General features: G+C 68.4%; 18 protein-coding genes. 12 read left to right on the top strand and 6 right to left on the bottom strand.

Annotated elements, in window-relative coordinates; genetic code table 11:
- Positions 1-8 precede the first annotated feature (8 nt).
- Positions 9-635, top strand: coding sequence for a 2-dehydro-3-deoxy-6-phosphogalactonate aldolase (locus ACOEQ2_RS02960; RefSeq protein WP_419729898.1), 627 nt, complete (start codon positions 9-11; stop codon positions 633-635).
- Positions 636-653: 18 nt separating this feature from the next.
- Complete coding sequence (gene dgoD / locus ACOEQ2_RS02955; protein WP_419729897.1) at positions 654-1,802, top strand: galactonate dehydratase; 1,149 nt, start codon at positions 654-656, stop codon at positions 1,800-1,802.
- 19 nt (positions 1,803-1,821) lie between these two features.
- Here the strand turns inward: dgoD and ACOEQ2_RS02950 are convergent, their stop codons facing one another.
- The 3 genes from ACOEQ2_RS02950 to ACOEQ2_RS02940 form a co-directional block, all read right to left on the bottom strand.
- Positions 1,822-2,280 carry a GNAT family N-acetyltransferase gene (locus ACOEQ2_RS02950; protein WP_419729896.1) on the bottom strand — a complete coding sequence of 153 codons (459 nt, stop codon included), beginning with the start codon at positions 2,278-2,280 and terminating at the stop codon, positions 1,822-1,824.
- Positions 2,271-3,050, bottom strand: coding sequence for an SDR family oxidoreductase (locus ACOEQ2_RS02945; protein ID WP_419729895.1), 780 nt, complete (start codon positions 3,048-3,050; stop codon positions 2,271-2,273). The genes ACOEQ2_RS02950 and ACOEQ2_RS02945 overlap by 10 nt, the downstream gene beginning before the upstream one ends.
- A 166-nt stretch (positions 3,051-3,216) precedes the next feature.
- Complete coding sequence (locus ACOEQ2_RS02940; protein ID WP_419729894.1) at positions 3,217-4,092, bottom strand: LysR family transcriptional regulator; 876 nt, start codon at positions 4,090-4,092, stop codon at positions 3,217-3,219.
- A gap of 97 nt (positions 4,093-4,189) precedes the next feature.
- Here ACOEQ2_RS02940 and ACOEQ2_RS02935 point away from each other — a divergent pair, with 97 nt between their 5' ends.
- Entirely contained in the window at positions 4,190-5,263 is a 1,074-nt protein-coding gene (locus tag ACOEQ2_RS02935) for a YeiH family protein (RefSeq protein ID WP_419729893.1), read from the top strand.
- A gap of 24 nt (positions 5,264-5,287) precedes the next feature.
- Here ACOEQ2_RS02935 and ACOEQ2_RS02930 read toward each other — a convergent pair whose 3' ends face one another.
- A complete protein-coding gene (locus ACOEQ2_RS02930) occupies positions 5,288-7,243 on the bottom strand; it encodes a M61 family metallopeptidase (protein WP_419729892.1) in 1,956 nt (651 codons plus the stop codon).
- A gap of 179 nt (positions 7,244-7,422) precedes the next feature.
- On the opposite strand from ACOEQ2_RS02930, the gene ACOEQ2_RS02925 reads away from it, so the two are divergent.
- From ACOEQ2_RS02925 to ACOEQ2_RS02890, 8 genes are all read left to right on the top strand, one after another.
- On the top strand, positions 7,423-8,136 hold the full coding sequence (locus tag ACOEQ2_RS02925) for a 2Fe-2S iron-sulfur cluster-binding protein (RefSeq protein WP_419729891.1): 714 nt from the start codon (positions 7,423-7,425) through the stop codon (positions 8,134-8,136).
- Entirely contained in the window at positions 8,133-9,125 is a 993-nt protein-coding gene (locus tag ACOEQ2_RS02920; RefSeq protein ID WP_419729890.1) for an FAD binding domain-containing protein, read from the top strand. The genes ACOEQ2_RS02925 and ACOEQ2_RS02920 overlap by 4 nt, the downstream gene beginning before the upstream one ends.
- Positions 9,118-11,406, top strand: a complete 2,289-nt coding sequence (locus ACOEQ2_RS02915; RefSeq protein WP_419729889.1) for a xanthine dehydrogenase family protein molybdopterin-binding subunit — start codon at positions 9,118-9,120, stop codon at positions 11,404-11,406. Before ACOEQ2_RS02920 ends, ACOEQ2_RS02915 begins: the two co-directional genes overlap by 8 nt.
- Positions 11,407-11,484: 78 nt before the next feature.
- A complete protein-coding gene (locus tag ACOEQ2_RS02910; protein WP_419729888.1) occupies positions 11,485-12,102 on the top strand; it encodes a hypothetical protein in 618 nt (205 codons plus the stop codon).
- Positions 12,103-12,133: 31 nt separating this feature from the next.
- Positions 12,134-13,471: an AAA family ATPase gene (locus tag ACOEQ2_RS02905; protein ID WP_419729887.1), complete on the top strand. Its 1,338-nt coding sequence runs from the start codon at positions 12,134-12,136 to the stop codon at positions 13,469-13,471.
- Between the two features lie 12 nt (positions 13,472-13,483).
- On the top strand, positions 13,484-14,308 hold the full coding sequence (locus tag ACOEQ2_RS02900; protein WP_419729886.1) for a hypothetical protein: 825 nt from the start codon (positions 13,484-13,486) through the stop codon (positions 14,306-14,308).
- A 2-nt stretch (positions 14,309-14,310) separates the two neighbouring features.
- A complete protein-coding gene (locus ACOEQ2_RS02895) occupies positions 14,311-15,549 on the top strand; it encodes a M48 family metallopeptidase (RefSeq protein ID WP_419729885.1) in 1,239 nt (412 codons plus the stop codon).
- A gap of 46 nt (positions 15,550-15,595) precedes the next feature.
- Positions 15,596-15,958 (top strand): FKBP-type peptidyl-prolyl cis-trans isomerase, encoded by a 363-nt coding sequence (locus tag ACOEQ2_RS02890; protein WP_419729884.1) that lies wholly within the window; start codon positions 15,596-15,598, stop codon positions 15,956-15,958.
- A gap of 9 nt (positions 15,959-15,967) precedes the next feature.
- Here ACOEQ2_RS02890 and ACOEQ2_RS02885 read toward each other — a convergent pair whose 3' ends face one another.
- Together ACOEQ2_RS02885 and ACOEQ2_RS02880 are read right to left on the bottom strand one after the other, a co-directional pair.
- Positions 15,968-19,585: a hydantoinase B/oxoprolinase family protein gene (locus tag ACOEQ2_RS02885; protein ID WP_419729883.1), complete on the bottom strand. Its 3,618-nt coding sequence runs from the start codon at positions 19,583-19,585 to the stop codon at positions 15,968-15,970.
- Positions 19,586-19,706: 121 nt separating this feature from the next.
- The gene (locus ACOEQ2_RS02880; protein WP_419729882.1) at positions 19,707-20,789 is read right to left on the bottom strand and encodes a glycosyltransferase family 4 protein; all 1,083 of its coding nucleotides are present in this window, start codon (positions 20,787-20,789) and stop codon (positions 19,707-19,709) included.
- A 165-nt stretch (positions 20,790-20,954) separates the two neighbouring features.
- On the opposite strand from ACOEQ2_RS02880, the gene ACOEQ2_RS02875 reads away from it, so the two are divergent.
- Positions 20,955-22,784, top strand: a complete 1,830-nt coding sequence (locus ACOEQ2_RS02875; protein WP_419729881.1) for an ABC transporter ATP-binding protein — start codon at positions 20,955-20,957, stop codon at positions 22,782-22,784.
- Positions 22,785-23,006 lie beyond the last annotated feature (222 nt).

Here is a 23,006-nt window from a genome sequence, read left to right as displayed (position 1 = left end):
AGCCGACCATGATCCAGCTCGACCCGTTCCTCACCCGCATGCCGTTGATCGCGATCCTGCGCGGCATCAAGCCGGACGAGGCGGTCGCCGTCGGACACGCGCTGGTGGATGCCGGGTTTGCGGTGATCGAGGTGCCGCTGAACTCGCCCGAGCCGTTCGAGAGCATCCGGCTGCTGTCGGAGGCGCTTGGTCCGGACATCCTGGTCGGCGCCGGCACCGTGCTGCAACCAGGTGATGTCGCCAGGGTGGCGGACGCAGGCGGCCGGCTGATCGTGATGCCGCACAGCGATGCCGCGGTGATCCGCGCGGCCAAGGCGGCCGGCCTCGCCTGCACGCCGGGCATCTCGACGCCGACGGAAGGATTTGCCGCGCTGGCCAGCGGTGCGGACGCGCTCAAGCTGTTTCCGGCCGAGGTGATCACCCCCGGGGTGCTGAAGGCGATGCGCAGCGTGTTCCCGACCAGCACGTGTTTCCTGCCGGTCGGCGGCATCACGCCGGACACCATGGAGCCATTCATCAAGGCGGGTGCTGCAGGATTCGGATTGGGCTCGGCCTTGTACACCGCCGGCAAGAGTGCGGCCGATGTCGGCAAGGACGGGCGTGCGTTCGTCGAGGCATGGCACCGCTTTTCCTGATCGCAGAGGATCCTGCCCGTGAAGATCACCAAGCTCACCACCTATGTCGTGCCGCCGCGCTGGCTGTTCCTGAAGATCGAGACCGACGAGGGCGTCGTCGGCTGGGGCGAGCCGGTGGTCGAGGGTCGCGCCGAGACGGTGGCGGCCAACGTCGCCGAGCTCGCGGACTACCTGGTCGGCCGCGATCCCGCCTTCATCGAGGATCATTGGACGGTCATGTATCGCGGCGGTTTCTACCGCGGTGGTGCGGTGCATATGAGCGCCATCGCCGGCATCGACCAGGCGCTGTGGGACATCAAGGGCAAGGTGCTCGGGCAGCCGGTGCATGCGCTGCTGGGCGGCAAGGTGCGTGACCGGATCAGGGTGTATTCGTGGATCGGCGGCGATCGCCCGGCCGACACCGCGCGCGCCGCCCGTGAGGTTGCGGATCGCGGCTTCACGGCGATCAAGATGAACGGCACCGAGGAAATGCAGTTCGTCGACAGCCACGCCAAGGTCGATGCGGTGCTGGCGCGGGTGGCCGCGATCCGCGACGAGATGGGCCCGGATTTCGGCATCGGCGTCGATTTCCACGGCCGCGTCCACAAGCCGATGGCGAAAGTTCTGGTCAAGGAGCTAGAACCGTTCCATTTGATGTTCATCGAGGAGCCGATCCTCAGCGAGAACTACGAATCGTTGCCGGAAATCACCAAGCACGGATCGACGCCGATCGCGCTCGGCGAGCGGCTGTTCTCGCGCTGGGACTTCAAGCGCATCCTCGAGCAGGGCTGCGTCGACATCATCCAGCCGGATCCATCGCATTCGGGCGGCATCACCGAAACGCGCAAGATTGCCGCCATGGCCGAGGCCTACGACGTGGCGTTGGCGCTGCATTGTCCGCTCGGACCGATCGCGCTCGCCGCCAACCTGCAGCTCGACGCGGTGTGCTACAACGCCTTCATCCAGGAGCAGAGCCTGGGCATCCATTACAACAAGGGCAACGACCTGCTGGATTACCTGTCCGACCGTTCGGTGTTCGATTACGAGAACGGCTTCGTGCAGATCCCGAACGGTCCCGGCCTCGGCATCGAGATCAACGAGGCGGCGGTCGAGCGGATGGCGGAAATCGGACATCGCTGGCGCAACCCGGTCTGGCGCCATGCGGATGGTTCGTTCGCCGAATGGTAGGCGCCGGTGCGCCTGGCCGTCACAGCTGCAGGTGCAGGAACTGGTTGAACGGGCTTCGTTCATAGGTCGAGAACGGTTCTCCATCGACGAAGCCACGGCGGCGATACAGCGAAACCGCAGCCTCGAAGCCGGGCCCGCTTCCGGTCTCGAGACTGAGGCGAACAAGGCCCCGTCTGCCGGCTTCGCCGATCAGGTGATCGAGCAGCGACGCCGCGACCCCCCTTCTTGTATGGTCCGGATGGGTCCGCATCGATTTCACCTCGCCGACCCCGTGCCCGAGTTCACGCAACGCGCCCACGCCGACGATCATGTCGCCGTCCCACACCGTCCAGACCGTGATGTCCGTCGTCTGCAGCGCCGAGACGTCGAGCGCGAACACGCTGCCCGGCGGCGAGCTCGCATGCATCCCGGCAAGGTGCAGGGCGAGCAGCGCGCGTGTCGCCTCGCCCGACAGATCATCCTCGCGGATCACGAACATGCCGGCCCCGCAGGAACGGTGAACGCACCCTGGATCCCGCCATCGAGGGGGAACACCGACGCGGTGACGAAACCCGAATCGTCGCTGGCGAGATAGGCGATCGTGCCAGCCAGCTCCTGCAATGTTCCGAACCGGCCGAGCGGCATGTGCTGGTATCGGCGCTCGCGTTCGTCGCTGCCGATCCGGGCGAACATCGCATCGAGTTGGGGCGTGGCGATCGGACCGAGCGCCAGCGCGTTCACGCGAATACCCCGTCGGGCCAACTGCGTGCCGAGGTCGCGGCTCAGTTGCGCGACCGCAGCCTTGGCGGCGTTGTAGGCCATCTGCGCGCTTGCGGACCCCATTCCGGCCAGGAACGAACTGGTGTTGATGATCGAGCCGTTCACCGGCACGGTCTTGAAAATGTACGGGATGGCGTGCTTGCAGCAGAGCCACGTCGTGCGGAAATTCGCCGCGAAGATGAGGTCGAGTGTCTCGCTGCTCGTTTCCAGGGCCGACCGGTCATCCGGCGAGATCAGGCCGGCATTGTTGTACAGCACGTCGATGCGGCCGGTCTGGTCGTGGATGCGTGCGAACACGTCCTGCACCTCCTCCTCGACGCAAAGATCGGCTTTCAGGCTGATGCAGCCGACCGCGTGATTCTGCCGATCAATCCCGATGACCATGCCGCCCTCCTGCTCCAGCCGCGCCGCGACGGCCAGGCCGATCACGCTCGCTGCTCCCGCAATGACGCAGACCTTTCCGTCGAGCCGTTTCTCCATGGATGGCATGCGGATCTCCCTGCCGGTTCTGGTCGCATTCCGCCCGTGTCACGTGAGAAGGCAGCACAATGCCCTGGCATGATCGCATGATATCGATCCAGCCGGCCCGGCTTGGAGAGGCTGCGTCGCCGCTGGAGTTCGCTCTCCTCTCGACAGCATGCGCGACCTACCTGTGTCAGCCCAGTTCCGCCACGAACGCGTCGGCGGCCTTGCTGCGATAGCGTGCTTCGTGACGCAGCAGCCGGAAACTCCGCTCGGGCAGATCGAAACCTGCCCTGGCCAGCCGTCCGGCAGCAAGGGCCGCCACCACCACACTCTCGGACAACGCGGTCGCACCGGCGCCGGCCTCCGCTGCTGCCAGCACCGCCTCGTTGGAGGGCAGCGTCATCGCCACCTGCAGATCTCCCGCGGCCACACCTGCCGCACGCAGAGCTGCCTCCAGGCTCGAGCGCGTCCCCGAGCCACGTTCCCGAAGCACCCAGGTCAGTGCGCGCAACTCCGCCACCGACAGCACGGCTTTTCCCGCCAGCGGATGGTCGGGCGGCAGCAGCAGGAGCAGCCGGTCGACGCCGATCACCGAGCGCTCCAATCCCGGCGCGTCGATCTCGCCCTCGACGAAGCCGAGTTCGGCGGCACCCTCCAGCACCGCTGCGGCTGCCTCGCGGGTGTTGCCGATCGCCACGTCGAGCGCGATGCCGGGATAGCGCAGATGGAACGCCGCCAGCCGACGCGGCAGCCAGTAGCCGGCGATGGTCTGGCTGGCGAAGATCGCGAGCCGCCCGCGTCGCAGCCCGCCCATGTCGGCGAGTGCCGCTTCGGCAGCCTGCGCCCGGGCCAGCACGCCGCGCGCCTCGCCCAGGAAGCTGCGTCCGGTCGCGTTCAGCACGATCCCGCGTCCGACGCGGTCGAACAGTCGCACGGCATGGCGTTCCTCCAGCGCCGCGATCGCGTTGCTGATCGCCGACTGGGTGAGGTTCAGCGCACGCGCAGCCTCGGTCACATGCTCCCGCTCGGCCACCGCGACGAAGATCCGCAACTGCTCGAGCGTCATGACCGATCTCCCTGGCGGATCAATCCCATCATGACAATCCGTTGGAGCCTCGTCGAGAGAAGGCGCAGATCTCGCCGGGTCAGCTCCAGGGTGTCCCATGGCGATCACCGCGTCCGTTCCCGTCCGACCGATCCAGCTCGCCATCATCGACCGCGCGACGCGCCTGTTCCCCGGGATCGCGCTGTGCCTGCTGGTGACGCTGGCCGCCGCGATGCTGCAGGAGATCGAGCGTCGGCTGCTCGGTGCGGCGTGGCTCGAGAGCCTGGTGCTGGCGATCCTGGTCGGCGCCACCATCCGGACCTGCTGGACGCCACACGCGCGCTTCCACGACGGCATCCATTTCAGCGCCCACACCCTGCTCGAGGTCGCGGTGGTGCTGCTCGGCGCCTCGGTGAGTGCCACAACCGTGCTGAAGGCCGGCCCCGGGCTGCTGTTCGGCATCGCCGCGGTGGTGCTGCTGGCGATCGTCGCGAGCTACGGGATCGGCCGGCTGCTACGCCTGTCGCACCGGATGGCGCTGCTGGTGGCGTGCGGCAACTCGATCTGCGGCAACTCGGCGATCGCTGCCGTGGCCCCGATCATCGGCGCGGATGGCAAGGACGTCGCCGCCTCGATTGCCTTCACCGCGGTGTTCGGCGTCATCCTGGTGCTCGGACTGCCGCTGGCGGTTCCGCTGCTGCATCTGAGCGGGCTGCAATACGGCGCGCTGGCCGGGCTCACGGTCTATGCGGTGCCGCAGGTGCTGGCGGCGACGGCACCGATCGGCGCGGTCGCGGTGCAGATCGGCACGCTGGTCAAGCTGGTGCGCGTGCTGATGCTCGGCCCGGTGGTGCTCTGCCTGTCGCTTCTGACCCACCGGCTGGACCGGCCGTTCGGTAACAGCCGGCCGGCGCAGAAGCTCCCGATCCACACGCTGGTGCCGTGGTTCATCCTCGGCTTCCTGGGTCTCGCCGCCGCCCGTTCCTGTGGCCTGGTCCCGACCGCGCTGCTGCATCCGGTGGCGAGCCTGGCCACCATGCTGACGGTGATCTCGATGGCCGCGCTCGGGCTCGGCACCGATCTCCGGCTGGCCGCCCGTGCAGGTGGTCGTGTCACCTGCACGGTCGTGCTGTCGCTGCTGATCCTGGGCGGGATCAGCTACGGTTTGATCCGGCTGCTGGGCCTGACCTGACCCGGCAATTCCGGACGCGTGCGATTACGGTCCGGGCTTCGCGGCCAGGATCGCATCGAGGGTGGCGGGCGTGCTGCCGGTCCGCTGCAGATGCGGGTAGCGCAGGCCGCCATGGTAGTCGACGCTGACGGTCCGGTAGTGGTTGTCCGCCTTCAGCAGCAGCTGCAGCGCATTCTGGTTCGAGGGCGACTCTTTCAGCGTCTGCTTGAACTGGTCGACGTCGTACGCAAGCCCGTCCACCGCGACGATCTGGGTGCCGACGACGATCCCCGCCTTGAAGGCCGGGCTGCCCCAGATCACGTGCCGCACCGTGCCGTCATCCTTCAGCGCGACGCCGAGCGAGAACGAGAAGTCCGCCATCTTGCGGACGGCTTCCACACTCTTGATGAACGGCGTCTCGGTGTCGGTATAGACCAGCTGGTAGCCGCCGCGGCTGAAGCCGTCGAGCGGCGCGTTGCCACCGGTCGCATAGAGCCGCGCCTTGAGCAGCCCGGCCCAGTCGAACGGGACCACGCCGTTCAGCGTCTTCACGACGTCATCGAACACGTAGGTCTGCGTGATGATGCTGCCGTCATCGATGCCGAAAAAGGCGTGCGCGAAATCGTCCAGCGACTTGGTGCCGTGCGAGAGCTCGCGGATCTTGGTGTCGATATCGAGCCAGACCAGCACGCCCTCGTCGTAGTAATCCTCCGAGCGCTGCCAGGTGCTCCACGGGATCGGCCGGCGCGTGGCGATGACCGGATCGTTGGTGGTGTCCTCGAGATCGCGCCAGCTGCGGCCGACACCGTTCGAATACACCGCCGCCATGTAGGCCAGCCCGTCGAGCGAGTCCTGCCGCGGGCTCAGACCCGACCGGGCAGCCAGCACCTTGCCCCAGTATTCGGTCTGGCCCTCATAGACCCAGAGCAGGCTGTCGCGCTCGGGGGTGTTGAAGTTCGGCTGCCAAAGATCGGCCGGGCGGCGGAACTTGCCGTTCCAGCTATGGGTATATTCGTGCGGCAGCAGGTCGTGGTCGGCGACGCCCTTGTCCCATTCGGTGAAATAATCCTGGCCGACGCCATCCTCCGACGAGCTGTGATGCTCGAGCCCGATCTCGCCGAGTTCGTCCGACAGCGACAGCAGGAAGTCGTAATGCGCGTAATGGTGCGACTGGTACAGCCGGCTTGCCTGAGTAATCAGCGCGCGATGGAATGCGAGCTCCTCCGGAGTGATCGCGAGATCCTCGGGCCGGTCGGCGACGATATCGAGATACACCGGCGGGCCGGAATTCGCCCCCGGGTTCGGGTTCAGGTCCTCGCGGCGGAAATACTTGCCGGCGAGCATCGGATTATCGACCAGCGTATTCAGCGGCGTCGGCTTGAAATGGGTGACGGCGCCGGCTGTCGAGGCGACATCGAGGCCGCTGCCGAACTTCCAGCCATCGGGCAGGGTGACGGACGCGTCGACGGTGATGCCGCGCGAGAAATAGCCCGCCGGATACAGCAGCATGTTGTTCCACTGCAGGCTGAGCATCGCCGACGTCATCACCACGCGGCCCTGGCTCTCGGCGGTCGGCGACAGGAACTGGAAGTCGAGGTCGAGCGACGTGGCGCCGCGCGGCACCGGCACGTGGAACGCGTAAACATCGACGGTATCGCGGGTCCAGGCCACCTGCGTGCCGTCGCTATGGATCACCAGGCTGGCGAACTTGTCGAGCTCGCCGGTCGCCGAATGATCGCCGGGCAGCCATTTGGGGAACAGCAGCACCAGGTCGCCGCCATTGGCCGCGAGCGCCTGCGGGACAGGCACGGTTTCGTGACCGGTGAAGATGTGCCGGTCCAGGTCGGTCGCGTTGATCTGCAGCGCGATGCTGCCGGGATAGGCGACGTCCTGCGGCGTCGGGATCGGCGCGACCGGCGGTGCGGGTTGCGGCTGGGCGGGGTCGGCAGCGATCGCCGCATTGCCGAGGAACAGCACCGCGACGCCGAGGACCGCGGGCACATGACGAAGGGTTGAACGTCGGAGACGAGAGGCACGCGTTGGATAGTCGAATACCACGATATGAACCGCCAGACTGTGTTGCGTTATAACGACCTACGAGGCGTCGGTCTTGCAATGCCTGGACCATGCATCACCTGTCCACCGCCAAGCGCCGAGCATCCGACCCGGAGAACCCGAAAATGCCTGACCATCCAGACCAGGGGAAAGCTGCGACGGCGCCGGTTTCGCGCCGTGGCGTGTTGCAGGGTGGTGCCGCGATCGGTGCCGGCCTGGCCGTCGGCCTGCCGAGCGCGGCCGACGCCGGTGCGCCCGAGGCCGTGCCACCCGCTCCGGTGAGCCCGCCCGCGAACACGCTTTCGCCGGTGGTGATGCAGCAGGTGAGCTTCACCATAAACGGCCAGCACCAGACGCTGACGCTGGATGCCCGCACCACGCTGCTCGACATGCTGCGCGAGCATCTGCACCTGACCGGCTCCAAGAAGGGCTGCGATCACGGCCAGTGCGGCGCCTGCACGGTGCTGTCCGACGGCCAACGCATCAATTCCTGCCTCAGCCTGGCGGTGATGCATGACGGCGGCGAGGTCACCACGATCGAGGGGCTGGCGCAGCCTGGTCCGGAGGGCGCGTTGCACCCGATGCAGGCAGCCTTCCTCGAGCATGACGGTTTCCAGTGCGGCTACTGCACGCCCGGGCAGATCTGCTCGGCGATCGGGATGGTCGAGGAGCATCGCAAGGGCTGGCCGAGCTGGGTGACCGCGGACCTCACCGACGCCCATCCGTCGCTCACCGACCTCGAGCTGCGGGAGCGCATGAGCGGCAACATCTGCCGCTGCAGCGCGTACCCGAACATCGTCGCGGCCATTCGTGACGCCGAAGGGAAGATGCCGGCATGAGGAGCTTCACCTACGAACGCGCCATCGACCCTGCGTCGGCGGCACGGGCGGCAAGCGTCGCCGGCGGGAGCTTCATCGCCGGCGGCACCAACCTGCTCGACATGATGAAGCTGGAGGTGGAGACGCCGAGCCACCTGGTGGATCTCGGCCGGCTGCCACCGGGCGGCGTCATCCAGACGGCGGACGGTGGCGTCAGCATCGGTGCCGGGCTGAGCAACAGCGCGCTGGCGGCCGATCCGATCATCCGGGACCGCTATCCGGTGCTGTCGCAGGCGCTGCTGGCCGGCGCCTCGCCGCAGCTCCGCAACAAGGCCACCACCGCGGGCAACCTGCTGCAGCGTACCCGCTGCGTCTATTTCTTCGACACCGCCAAGGCCTGCAACAAGCGCCAGCCCGGTACCGGCTGCGATGCGCTGGCCGGCTACAACCGAATGAATGCCGTGGTCGGCGTCAGCAACGACTGCATCGCCGCCCACCCCTCCGACATGGCGGTGGCGATGATGGTGCTCGACGCCACGATCGAGACGGTATCGCCCGGTGGCGCCACCCGCCGCATCCCGATCGCGCAGTTCTACCGGCTGCCGGGCAACACCCCCCACCTGGACACGGTGCTGGCGCCGGGCGAGCTCATCACCGGAGTGACATTGCCGCCGCCGCCGCCCGGCATCCAGGGCTACCGCAAGATCCGCGACCGTGCGTCGTACGCCTTCGCACTGGTGTCGATCGCCTCGGTGGTCGACGGCTCCGGTGGCCAGGTCCGGCAGGCGCGCTTCGCCTGTGGCGGGATCGGACCGCATCCATGGCGGGTGACCGCAGCCGAGACGGCCCTGACCAACACCCCGGCCAACGCCGCATCCCTCGACCATGCCGCCGACCTGCTGCTGGCAGGGGCTGCCGGCCATGGCGCCAACGATTTCAAGATACCCATGACCCGACGGCTGCTGGCTCAGGTGGTCTCAACCGCCGTCGAGGGGACGAACCATGGCTGATGGCGATCCGAAGGGCCTGCACGAACCCCAACTGGCCCCGATCGGGCCTGGTATCGATCGCGTCGACGGCCGGCTGAAGGTCACCGGGCACGCGACATATGCCTACGAATACGGCAGCGACGAGTATCACGGCCCGGAGCCGCTGGTCGGCTTCATCGTGCCGGCGACCATCGCGCGTGGCCGCATCGTCTCGATCGACAGCCATGCCGCCGAGACCGCACCCGGCGTGCGCCTGGTGCTGACCCACGCCAATGCCCCGCCACAGGCCCCCTGGGGACCGCTCGACGCCGAGGACCGCTTTGCCCGCGCCCAGCCGGTGCTCGGCAACGACCTCGTGCGCGAGTACGGCGATCCGGTGGCGTTCGTCGTGGCCGACACGTTCGAGCAGGCGCGCGCCGCGGCGTTGTCGATCGCGGTGACCTACGACCGCGAGCCGATCGAGGTCGACCTGCCGCCATCGGTCTCCGACGCCAAGCTGCTGGGCAAGATGGATGGCGGCGAGAAGCCGCAGAGCGCGGTGGGCGACGCGGCCGCGGCATTCGCGCGGGCGCCGGTGCGCATCGACGTGCGCTACGACACGCCATACCAGAACCACGCCCAGATGGAGCCGCATGCCAGTCTGGCAGTATGGGACGGCCCGCGTGTCACCATCTGGTGCTCGTCGCAGATGGTCGACAGCCATCGTGCCGGCGTTGCGGCCACGCTGCAGATGTCGAAGAGCAACGTGCGCACGGTCAGCCGCTATATCGGTGGCGGGTTCGGCGGCAAGCTGCCGTACTTCTCCGACCAGATCCTGGCCGCACTTGCCGCGAAGCAGCTCGGCAAGCCCGTGAAGGTGGCGCTGACCCGGCAGCAGATGTTCCACCTCACCACGCACCGCACGCAGACCTTCCAGCATCTGCAGGTCGGTGCCGCCCGGGACGGCGCGCTGCAGTCGCTGTCGCACGACGCCTTCGTGCAGACCGCGCGCTACGACAACTTCGTCGAGAACGTCGCCCAGCCGACCCGCGGGCTGTACGCGTGCCCCAACATCTCGACCCTGCACAAGGTGGTGAAGCTCGATCTGCCGCGCTCGGACTCGATGCGCGCACCGGGCGATGCGGTCGGCTCGATTGGCCTGGAATGCGCCCTGGACGAGCTGGCCGCCGCGATCGACATGGATCCGGTCAAGTTGCGGTTGCGCAACGACACCATGGTCGATCCGACCCGCCACGAGCCCTACACCAGCCGCAAGCTGGCCGAGTGCCTGACCGAGGGCGCCGCCCGCTTCGGCTGGGACAAGCGCCCGACCCGGCCCGGCACCTTGCGCGAGGGCGAGTGGCTGACCGGCTACGGCATGGCCTCGGCGTTCCGCGGCAACATGCTGCGCAACGCGTCGGCGCAGATCACGCTGGCGCCGGACGGCCACCTGACCGTGCGCCTGGCGATGACCGATATCGGCACCGGCAGCTACACCATCCTGACGCAGATCGCCGCCGAGAGCATGGGCGTGGACCCCTCCCAGGTGACCGTATTGATGGGCGACACCGACTTCCCGCCGACCGCGGGCTCCGGTGGCTCGTTCGGTGCCGAGACGTCGGGTTCGGCTGTGTTCCGGGCATGTGAGTCGCTGCGTGCGGCGCTGGCCCAGGCAGCGGTCGCGGACAGCGCGTCACCTCTGCACGGGGCCGCGATCGAGACGATCTCGTTCGAGGGTGGCCGCATCGTTGCCGGCGGGCAGGGCGAGATGCTGGGCGCGCTGGCCGGTCGGATGTCGCCGGGTGGCGTGGTCGCGAAGGGCCAGGTCAGCAAGACCGAGGCGCCCAAGGGCAAGACCGAGGCGTCGTTCGGCGCGCACTTCGCCGAGGTGGCGGTCAACGCGATCACCGGCGAGGTCAGGATGCGTCGCATGCTGGGGGTGTTCGCGGTCGGCCGGGTGTTGAACGCCAAGACCCTCTCGTCGCAGCTGATGGGCGGCATGATCTGGGGCCTGTCGAGTGCGCTCACGGAAGAGAACGTCGTCGATACCCGCTTCGGTGACTTCGCCAACCACGACCTGGCGAACTACCACGTGCCGATCCAGGCCGATGTCGGCAGCGTCGAGGTGCATTTCCTGCAGGAGCAGGACCCGGAGGTGAACCCGATCGGCGTCAAGGGCGGCGGCGAATTGGGGATCTGCGGCTCGGCGGCCGCGATCGGCAACGCGGTGTACAACGCGACCGGGATCCGCGTCCGCAGCTTCCCGATCAGCCCGGACAAGCTGCTGCCGCATCTGCCGGCGCTGTCGTTTGTGCGGGTTTGACCAACCTGGACAACACTTTACCCTTCGAGACGCATTCCGGCGTTGCAGCGACAGGGGTGGTCTGGTCTGACTGACGGCATGGACAGGCTGAGCCCGATCGCCGCTTCCGGAGAGGCCCTCCCGCAATCGTCGGGCTCGAGCCTCCTGCGCAACACCGCCTATACGCTGCTGGCGGTGATGCTCGCAGCCGGTGGCTGGGTCAGGTTCAACGACCAGATCGCCCGCGTCGCGCCATCGATCGCGGCGCCCGCAGCGGGTGTCGCGCAGACGCATCGGGCAGCTGCCACCGGTGGCGTGCTGGGCCTGGTCGAGCTGGAGCTGCTGCCGCGTTCCGACTCCGCGCAGGCGGTGGCGGCGATGGGATTGCCGAGCAAGCAGGAAGGCGCACTGCTCGCCGACATCCGACGCGACCGGCTTCGGCTGGTGCGGATGCCGCTGTTCGATGCAGGCCCGGCAGCGACCGACGGGATAGCCGGTGCTTCCGTCATGGTGAGCTCCGGAGGCTACAGCCGGATGGTCCGGCTCGGGCGCCAGCCGACGCTGGTGACGCTGCCGATCGACAGGGTCGGCACGGTCGCGTTCCGGGTCGCCGGTGGTGATCCGGTCGGCATCGGTGCGCTGACGATCTCCGGCCCGGTCTCGCTGCCGCCACTCGCCTCCGGCCAGGAGCTGGATGTCGGGGTGGTGGCACAGTGACGGGATCCCACGGCATGAAGGTCTCGGTGCGATGAAGGGCCTGCTGCCGATGGCGACGCGGCTGATGCCGCTGATGATGCTGGCGTTCCTGACGCTGGCGATCACGCAGATCGTCATGCAGCTGCATCTGTCGCCGACCCACATGCTGCAGGTCGTGCTAGCCTGGCTGACCGAGATCGGACCGATCTATGTCACGGCGGCGGCCTTGTGCTGGACGCTGGTGATCGGTGGCATCGGCTATGAGTGGCGTGCCGGCATTGCCGATCGTCGCTCGCGGGAGGCTGGGCGGACTGTGCGGATCGACGCGATGACGCGCCGCCGGAAACAGGGCCGCAAACGGGGATGGATGATGGATGTTCTGGCCCGGCTGACCAACCGCACCGCCCTCGAGGAGATGCTCTCGAAGCAGGAGAAGGCGATCGTCATCGATGCGGTGGCCCTGTCATCGACGCTCCGCCAGCAGGTCATCGGCCAGGACCAGGTCTGCGAGGACATCGCCCAGCAGCTTCGCCGACGCCTGGCCCTGCAGGTGCGTGGCAAGCCGGTCGGCATCTTCCTGTTGGCGGGTCCTCCCGGCACCGGCAAGACCTACCTCGCCAAGCGCCTGGCTGCGGCACTCAACCGCAAGCTGCTGCATTTCGACATGACGCAGATGAGCAGCCCGCACGCGGCGACGCAGCTGTTCGGTTCGCCAAAGGGCTATGTCGGCTCCGACAGCTACGGCAAGCTGACCGGCGGCCTGAAGGACACCCCGGACAGCGTCGTGCTGCTCGACGAGATCGAGAAGGCGCATCCCGACGTTTTCAAGAAGTTCCTGAGCGCCTGGAACGACGGCCACGTCACCGAAGCGTCGGTCGGCACCCAGGTCTCCACCACCCGCGCGATCTTCGTGCTGACCTCGAACATCGCAACCGAGGTGCTGGGCGAGATCGCCGACCGCTACGCCGAGGATCCGGAGGCGATGCGGCAGGCCTCGGTGGATGCACTCCGCTCGGCCGGGTTCGCGCCCGAGGTGCTGAACCGGCTCGACCGCATCTTCGTGTTCCGTTCACTGAACGGCCTGGACGTGGCCCGCGTCGCCGCCCTCGAGATCGAGGCGATGATCGCCAGCTACGGGCTCGACATCGCAGCCGGCGGCATCGATCCGGCGCTGCTGTTCGAGGTGATGCAGAAGCAGGACCGGCTGGGGCAGGGCGCCAGTGCCCGCGACCTGGTGCGCTCGATCGAGGAGATGGTCAGCGACGGGCTGATCGAGGCGCGGCAGCAGGGTGCGCACCGCGTCACCCTGGAGAAGGGCGAGAATGGCATCATCACCCGCATCGCCGACCTGAAGGCGCCGGCCCCGGAGGTGACCCTTGCACGCCCCTGATCCGGGCCGCCGATGCCGGTGATCGGTCCGCTCTGGCGTCGGGCACCCGCCTGGCGGCTGTGCCTCGTGAGTGCCGTGGCCTTCACCGGGCTCGCCGCGATGTTCCCGCCGGCGATCCCGCACTGGCAGTTCCTGCACCAAGGCGCCCGCACCACCGACCCCAGCGCGCACTACGCGGCGTTGCCCGCACGTGCGACGGGCGATACCGGAATGTTGCGGCTGCCGCCAATGGATGCAGGTCGCCAGGGTATCGTTCCGGCAGCCGGTCGGTTGCTGCCGTTGCCGACCGGGACCTGGCATGAGCTGGCACTTGCCCGGGAGCCGGGTCCGGAAACCGTCCAGATCACGGTCCTGGACCGGATCGACGGCAACCACCTGACCGGCCTCATCATCAGCACCGCGCCGATCCCGCAGAGCCCGAGCGCCGGCTTGGTGGGCGAGCCGCCGTCGTGCAGCAACCCCGACCGGATCGCCGGCCACATCATGCAGGCCCAGCCCGGCGACAGCCCGCTGACGCATGAATGCTGGAGCCTGACGCTTGCCGACATGCACCGGCTGGCGAACGACAAGCGGGCCAGCGAGCTGACTCAGGCTGTCGTCAGCCAGTTGGGCTCGATGAACATCGCCATGCCCGTCAACATGCTGGTGGTGGCCACCATGAGCTCCGACGATAATGGCTGGATGCTGAACCGGATCTTCCTGCCCTCCGAGCGCCCCGGTGCCGCCAAGCGCGTGCAGGACTGGGCGGTGAAGTTCTTCCCGGCGATCCAGAAGGGGTTCGCGCGCACCCTGACCGCCGCCGACCTGCCACCCTCCGTGACGCGGGACCCGGCCTGATCATGACACCGCTGCCGAACCTGCTGCTGGCCTACCTCGCCTGGACGATCGCCTGGCAAGGCTTCGAGCTGTATCTGGCCCGTCGCCAGGCAGCCTCGGTGCGCGACCATCGGAGCGCCGTCCCGCCCGCCTTCGCCGACAGCGTGACCCTGGACGACCATCGCAAGGCTGCCGATTACAGCCTCGCGCGGCTGCGGTTCGGCGAATTCGCGGGTGCCGTCGATTTCGGCGTGGCGCTGCTCGCCCTGCTCTGGGGTTTCGGCTTCGTGGCCAGGTTGGCATCCGGCTGGATGGCGCCGTCGATCGGCCGCAGCCTGCTCATCCTCGGCGTGCTGTGGTTCTGCGGCTTCCTGGTCGGGCTGCCGTTGAAGGCCTGGCGGGACCTGGTGCTGGAGCAGCGCCACGGCTTCAACCGCAAGAGCCCGGCGCTGTTCGCCCGCGACACCCTGACCGGGCTGGCCCTGACCGCGGCGATCGGTGGGCCGCTGGTCGCCGGCATCCTGTGGGCGATGCGCGACCTCGACAGCTTCTGGTGGGTGTGGGTGTGGGCCGCCCTCACGCTGGTGATGTTCGCCGCACCCACGATCCATGTCCGGCTGGTGGCGCCGATGTTCAACCGCTTCACGCCGCTGCAGGGCGAGTTGGCGACGCGGATCGAGGCGCTGCTCGACCGCTGCGGCTTCCGCTCCGGCGGCCTGTTCGAGATGGATGCCTCGAAGCGCTCCAGCCGCGGCAATGCCTATTTCATCGGGTTCGGCCCGACCAAGCGCATCGTGCTGTTCGACACGCTGCTGCAGAATCACGGGCCCGACGAGATCGAGGCGGTGGTGGCGCACGAGCTCGGCCATTTCCGTCACCACCACACCGTGTTCGGCATGGTGCGCGGCGTCGTCGGGCTGTTCGTGATGCTGGGCGTGGTGGGCTGGCTCGCACGGCAGCCCTGGTTGCTGCCCGGCTTCGACATCCACCAGGCCGACCCGGCGCTCTCGCTCCTGCTGGCGGTGCTGCTGGCCTCCGCGGTGTCGCCGCTACTCGGGCTGGCCGGCAACGCTCTGTCCCGCCGGCACGAGTTCCAGGCCGACGATTTCGCCCGCCGCACCGTCGGCGCCGCGCCGATGGTGTCGGCGCTGACCCGCCTGGCCCGCGACAATGCCAGCACGCTGACCCCGGACCGGCTGTTCTCGCTGGTCCATGACAGCCATCCGCCGGTACCTGTGCGCGTGGCGCGTCTGGTGGCTTGAACGCTCGCTGCGCTATGGTCGCCGCCGCACATCCGGAGCCCCGTCCATGGAAGCCGACTACACCACCCTGCCGTCCGGCATACGCTACCGCGACGAGCTCATCGGGGACGGCGCGCAGCCGGCCCAGGGCCAGACCGTTACCGTCCACTACACCGGCTGGCTCGACAAGGACGGCACCCAGGGCAAGAAGTTCGACAGCTCGCGCGATCGGGGCACGCCGTTCCGCTTCACGCTGGGCGTGCAGGAAGTGATTTCCGGATGGGACATCGGCGTGGCGACGATGCGCGTCGGCGGCCGTCGCACCCTGCTGCTGCCGCCCGAGCACGGTTACGGCGCGCGCGGAGCCGGCGGCGCGATCCCGCCGAACGCCACGCTGATCTTCGACGTGGAGCTGCTCGGCGTCGGCTGAACCTGCCAGCTACCGGGGCGGCGGTCCGTAGCCGCCGCCGCCGGGCGTGGCGATCACCAGCACATCGCCTGCTGCCACGCTCGCTTGCGCCACGCCCGCGAGCACCTCGCGGGTGCCGTCGGCGCGTTCGATCCACTGCTCCCCGACGGCGCCGGGCGCACCTCCGGCCAGGCCGAACGGGGCCACCGATCGGCGCGACGACACCAGCATGACGGTCATCGGCTGCAGGAATCGCAGCCGGCGCACCAGCCCGTCGCCACCACGATGCGCCCCCGCACCTCCGGATCCGGCGCGGACCCCGAACTCCTCCACCCGGACCGGATGGCGCAGCTCCAGCACCTCCGGGTCGGTCATCCGGGTGTTGGTCATGTGGCTCTGCACGCCGTCCGCGCCGTCGAATGCCGGACCGGCGCCGGTGCCGCCGCCGATGGTCTCGTAGTACTGCCGGCCGGCATCGCCAAAAGTCAGGTTGTTCATCGTGCCTTGCGCCGATGCGCATGCGCCGAGTGCTCCGAGCAGCGCATTCGCCACCGCCTGCGACAGCTCGGTATTGCCTGAAACCACCGCCGCACCCGGATGCGGATCGAGAAAGCTGCCGGACGGCACGATGATCTCGATCGGCCGCAGGCAGCCGTCATTGAGCGGGATGTCGTCATCGACCAGGCAGCGCAGCACGTACAGGATCGAGGCGCGCACCACCGCCGGCGGCGCGTTGAAGTTGCCGGGCCGCTGCGTGTCGGTGCCGGTGAAGTCGATGCGCGCCGTGCGGGAAGCGTGGTCCACCGTAACTGCCAGCCTGAGCACCGCACCATCATCGAGCGGATAATCGCGTGCGCCGTCGCCCAGCCGGTCCAGCAGGCGGCGTACCGACCGCTCGGCATTATCCATGACATGGCCTGCGTAATCATGGATCACGCGCCAGCCGTGCCGTGCCGCAACGCGCGCGAGGCCGGCGGCTCCGGCTGCGTTGGCGGCGATCTGCGCCTTGATGTCGGCGACGTTCATGTCCGGATTGCGGGCCGGGTACCTGGCTCCGGCCAGTAGCTCGCGGAACGCCTGCTCGCGGAATACGCCAGCCTCCAGCAGGAGGAAGTCGTCGATCACCACGCCCTCCTGCTCCAGCGTGGTCGAGAACGGCGGCACCGAACCCGGCGTGATGCCGCCGATATCGGCATGATGCCCACGGCTGCCGACGAACAGCAGCGGGCCGACACCGTCTGCGTCGAACACCGGCGTGATCAGCGTGATGTCGGGAAGATGCGTGCCGCCGGCATACGGATCGTTGAGCGCCACCGCATCACCCGGCCGCAGCGTCGTGCCCCGCGACGCGATCACCCGCCGCACGCTCTCGCCCATGGCGCCAAGATGCACCGGCACGTGCGGCGCATTGGCGATCAGCCGGCCGGCGTAGTCGAAAACCGCGCAGGAGAAATCCAGCCGTTCGCGGATGTTGACGCTGAGGGCGGTGCCGGCGAGCACGGTGCCCATCTGCTCGGCGACGCTCATGAAGATGTTGTTGAACAGTGCCAGCCGGATCGGATCCGGGCGTGCACTGTCCCGGGCGGGCGTATCTCGCGTGACCGCCCGTGCCGCGTGACGCTGCAGCACCAGCGCCTGCACCGTCGCTTCCGCCTGCCAGCCTGCATCGACCAGGATCGTGGCGTTGGCCTCGACGATCAGCGCCGGGCCGCTGATCCGGTCACCCGGCCGCAGCGCCGCCCCGACAAACACCGGCGTCGCACGCATGTCGCCACCGATCCAGACCGGCGCGTGCCGCTCGGGGGTCGGGTTGCCCGCACGCGCTGCAGGCTCGGGCACAACAAGCTCTGGCACAACAAGCTCTGGCACAACAAGCTCGGGCACAACAGGCTCGGGCAGCCCGGCTAGCGGCTCGCCGGGCGCGATCGCCTCGGCCTCGATCGCCTGCACGATCAGCGTCCGCTCCGGCGTCGCGAAGCCGAAGCGGGTGCGGTGCGCGTCGGTGAAGGTGCGGGTCATCTGCTCGAAGCTGCCGAGCGGCACCGACAGCCAGCTTTCGGTCGCGTCGTAGCGCAGCCGGACCGTGTGCCGGACGACGATCCGCCCGGCCAGGTTGCCGTCATCGACCAGCGCCTGCACCGCCGCCTGCGCGAGCCGGTCCGCCAGCCGCTGCAGCTCCGGCATCGTCGGCGCGGCGAGCGGAGCTTCAACCGCCTGTTCGCGCAGGCTCGACTGGTCCGCCAGCCCCATGCCGTAGGCCGACAGCAGGCCGGATTTCGCGTGGATGAAGATCCGCTCCAGGCCGAGCTCGTCCGCCACCTGGCAGGCATGCTGGCCACCGGCGCCGCCGAAACACACCAGGGTGAACCCGGCGAGATCGCGGCCGCGCTCGAGCGAGATGCGCCGGATCGCGCCGGCCATCTGCTGCACGGCGATCTCGATGGCGCCGGCGGCGATCTCGTGCGGCGACAGGGCGATCCCGGCCTCGTCGAGCCTTTCCGCCAGCTCCGCGAAACCCGCTTGCACGGCACCGGTGTCGAGCGGTTGCGTGCCGTCCGGTCCGAACAGATGAGGGAACCGCTCCGGCCTGATCCGGCCCAGCAGGATGTTGGCGTCGGTGATGGTCAGCGGGCCGCCGCGGCGATACGCAGCCGGTCCGGGATCGGCGCCGGCACTTTCCGGCCCGACCCGAAGCCGCTCGCCATCGAACCGGACGACCGAGCCACCGCCCGCGGCGACCGTATGGATCGCCAGCATCGGCGCCCGGATCGCAACCCCCGCGACCACCGCCTCGTCCATCCGCTCGACCTGCGCGCCCCCGCTCTCATGCCCCCCGCCGTCATGAAGCGAGACGTCGGTCGAGGTCCCGCCCATGTCGAACCCGACGATGCGATCGAACCCGGACGCCTGCGCCGTGCGGATCGCGCCGACCACGCCGCCGGCCGGTCCGGACAGGATCGCGTCCTTGGCCATGAACTGCGCCGCACCCACCAGGCCACCGTGGCTCTGCATGAAATGCAGCCGCACGCCCGGCAGTGCCCGGGCAAGTCGCTCGACATGGCGCGCGAGCACCGGCCCGAGATAGGCATCGACCACGGTGGTGCCGGCGCGCGGCACCAGCCTCAGGCTCGGATCGATGCGGTGACCGAGGCTGACATGGGTGAAGCCGGCCTCGGTGGCGAGCACGCCCAGGCGCCGCTCATGCGCAGGATGCGCCCAGCCATGGATCAGGGCGATGGCGCAACTCTCGAGCCCGTCGCGCCGTGCCTGCTGCAGCGCCGCACGCGCTGCCGGCTCGTCGAGCGGCTCGATCTCTGCGCCGTCCGCTGCCAACCGGCCGCCGATGGCCGCAACACGCTCGGCGAGCGGTGGCGTCCGTCGCACGTCGAGTGCGAAGAGGTGCGGGCGGGACTGGTTGCCGATGGTCAGCAGGTCGGCGAAACCGTGCGTCACCAGCAGCAGCGTTCGCGCACCACGCCGCTCGAGCAGCGCATTGGTGGCGACCGTCGTGCCCATCCGCACGATCTCGATGACACCGGGTGGGGGCGTCTCGTCCGCGCGAAGCCCAAGGAAGCCGAGTATGCCGGCGAGGGCGGCGTCCTCATAGACGGACGGGTTGTCGCTCAGCAGCTTGGTGTCGAGCAGCACCCCGTCAGGACGCCGCGCGACGATATCGGTAAAGGTGCCGCCGCGGTCGATCCAGAACTGCCAGCCGGGCTGGATCGCTCCAGTCCCAACCGACGTCGTGATCGCCCGCGGCGGCAGACGCTCAGGCCCGGACCGGCTTATCGCCCGAGATCAGCCGCAGCGACGGATGGTGCAGCGTGTCGAGCTGGCGGTAGATCGACAGGTAGTCCTCGGCCATCCGGCGTGCGGTGAAGCGGGTCTCGAAGCGGCGACGGATCGCTTGCGGCTTCAACGTGTCGAGGCGGGCGATGGCGCCGATTGCGCTGGTCTCGTCCTCGACGATCAGCCCGGTCAGGCCGTCCTCGATCACTTCCGGCACCGAGCCACGGTTGAACGCGATCACCGGCGTGCCGCAGGCCATGGCCTCGATCATCACCAGGCCGAACGGCTCCGGCCAGTCGATCGGCATCAGCAGGCCGCGGGCACCGGACAGGAATCCGGCCTTCTGGCTGTCGTTGATCTCGCCGATCAGCTCGACGCCGTTGCCCAGCATCGGCCGGATGACGTGCTCGAAATACTCGACATCGACCTTGTCGACCTTCGCCGCGATCTTCAGCGGGATGCCGACCGCGCGCGCCACCCGGATCGCCTTGTCGACGCCCTTCTCCGGGCAGATGCGCCCGAGGAACGCGAGATAGCTGCGGTCGCTGCCATCCGGATTGCCCTGCGGCGTCAGCAGCTTCTCGGGTAGGCCGTGATGCACCGTGCGCACGAAGTTGGCCTGCGGCAGCGGCCGGCGCTGGCTGTCCGAGATTGAGACCACCGGCGCCTTGGAGAAGCAGTCGAACACCGGCTGCAGCTCGGGCAGGTCGAGGCGTCCGTGCATGGTGGTGACGAACGGGATCGACTGGCGGCTGAAATGGGTGAACGGCCAGTAGTCCATGTGGAAGTGCAGCACGTCGAACTGGTCGAGCCGCTGGGCGACATGCTCCATCATCAGCATGTGCGGCGCGATCGGATCGCGGATCGCCGGATCCAGGCGCAGCGCGCGCGGCCAGGACGGGTGCAGGTTCGCGGAGGTGACGCTGTCGCCGCTGGCAAACAGCGTGACCTCGTGGCCGAGATTGACCAGCTCCTCGGTCAGGAACGATACCACCCGCTCGGTTCCGCCATACAGCTTGGGCGGTACAGCCTCGTGGAGTGGGGCAATCTGGGCAATACGCATGAAAGCTCCTACCTGGCGTCTCGGTGTCCATCAACACGACGAACGAGGCGATTTGTTGGCAATGGGCGCTTATTGTCGGATGGAAGAGAGCAATGCCTGCCGACCGGCGGCAAGATCCAGGATCGCCGCTACCATGTCCGTCATCCCCGGCCGAGAAGGTTTCGCATGAGGTCGACGGAACGCCGCCCGCGTCATAACGCCTCGGACGAGGCTGTGACCATCACCGACGATGATTTGATCAGGCTGGCCCCGAAGCCGCTTGCCTTCATGTTCCGCTACGTCCTGCATCACAAGGTGCAGCACCTGCTGATCCTGGGCTCGGTGGTGCTGGCGGTGGCGGCGGTGGTCGGCTCGTCGTACGCCGTGCATTTCCTGGTCGACACCCTGACCGGCTACCAGGGCGGCTCGATGAACCAGGTCTGGTTCGCCGTCGCCCTGCTCGGCATCCTGATCGCCATCGACAACCTGGCCTGGCGCATCGGCGGGTGGTTCTCGACCTATGCCTTCGTGCGGGTGACCGGCGACCTGCGGCGCGACCTGTTCCGCCACCTGACCGGCCACGCACCCTCGTACTTTGCCGACCGCATGCCCGGCACGCTCGCCGGCCGCATCACCGCCACCTCCAACGCCATGTTCACGCTGGAGAATCTCGCCACCTGGAACGTTTTGCCGCCGATCCTGAACGTCGCCTTCTCGATCGTGCTGATGATCACCGTGAGCCCGCTGATGGCGCTGGTGCTGGTGCTGCTGGCGGCGGTGATCTCGATGCTGATGTTCCGCCTCGCCGCCGGTGGCAGGCCGCTGCACCACCGCTACGCCGCCGACGCCGCACGGGTGGACGGCGAACTGCTCGACATCATCAACAACATGCCGCTGGTGCGCGCCTTCGGGGCCACCAGGCGGGAGCGGGTGCGGTTCAGCCAGCGCATGGAGGGCGAGATGTCGTCGCGCAGCCGGTCGCTGCGCTACCTGGAGAAGCTGCGGCTGATCCATGCCGTGCTGACCGCGATCCTGACCGGCGGCCTGCTGGTCTGGGCGGTGCTGCTCTGGCACCACCACATGGCCAGCGTCGGCGACGTCGTGATGGTGGTGACGCTCGGCTTCATGATCCTGCACGGCACCCGTGATCTTGCCGTGGCGCTGGTCGAAACCATCCAGCACGTCGCCCGGCTGGCGGAGGCCTTGTCGACGCTGCTGCTGCCGCACGACATGCCGGACGCCGCCGACGCCGGTGGTTTCCACGGCCAGCCGAAGGGCGAGATCGTGTTCGACCACGTGACCTACGCCTATCCCGGCGGCGGCCCGGTGCTCATCGACTTCAACCTGCGCGTCAATGCCGGCACCCGCATCGGCCTCGTCGGTCGTTCCGGTTCCGGCAAGACCACGGTGCTCGCCCTCTTGCAGCGCATGCGGTACGTGCAGAGCGGCCGCATCCTGATCGATGGCAAGGAGCTGCTCAGCCTCACCGACGAGGCGCTGCGCTCGGTGATGTCGGTGGTGCCGCAGGACGTTTCGCTGTTCCACCGCTCGGTGCTCGAGAACATCCGCTACGGCAAGCCGGAGGCTACCGACGAGGAGGTCCGCGCCGCCGCCGAAGCTGCCGGTTGCCGCGAGTTCATCGAGGCGATGCCGGAGGGCTTCAAGACCGAAGTCGGCGACCGCGGCGTCAAGCTGTCCGGCGGCCAGCGGCAGCGCCTGGCGATCGCGCGTGCGTTCCTGCGCAACACGCCGATATTGCTGCTCGACGAAGCCACCAGCGCGCTCGACAGCGAGAGCGAGCAGAAGGTGCAGGAAGCGCTCGACCGGCTGATGGTCGGACGCACCGTCGTTGCGGTGGCGCACCGGCTTTCGACGCTGCGCGACTTCGACCGGATCGTGGTGATGCAGTCGGGTGCAGTGCTGCAGGATGGCGCGCCGTCGGATCTGGAACGCAGCGAGGGCGCGTATCGCGACCTGCTGTCTCGGCAGGCGATGAGCATGGAGGAGATTGTCTGACGCGGCGTTTACCGATGCGCGACGGGGCGCATGACACACGCCATCGTTACGGCAACCGGACGTGCGGCTCGGCACAAATTGTTGCTAGCGTGACAAACGTGATGAGCCACGTGGCACCGTAGCGTTTGCCATGGTGGTATCCAGGGTGCGAGTTGAACGCGGGATGTCGTTGCATTCCTGCATGGCGTGGCAGAAGGGGTCGGCGGTAACTTCAAATGACGG

Origin of the sequence: Lichenicola sp. (assembly GCF_965198575.1) — a bacterium.
In the GTDB taxonomy this organism is placed as follows: domain Bacteria; phylum Pseudomonadota; class Alphaproteobacteria; order Acetobacterales; family Acetobacteraceae; genus Lichenicola.
Note: the sequence above shows the minus strand (reverse complement) of the source record. Positions and strands in the feature narration are given on the sequence as shown.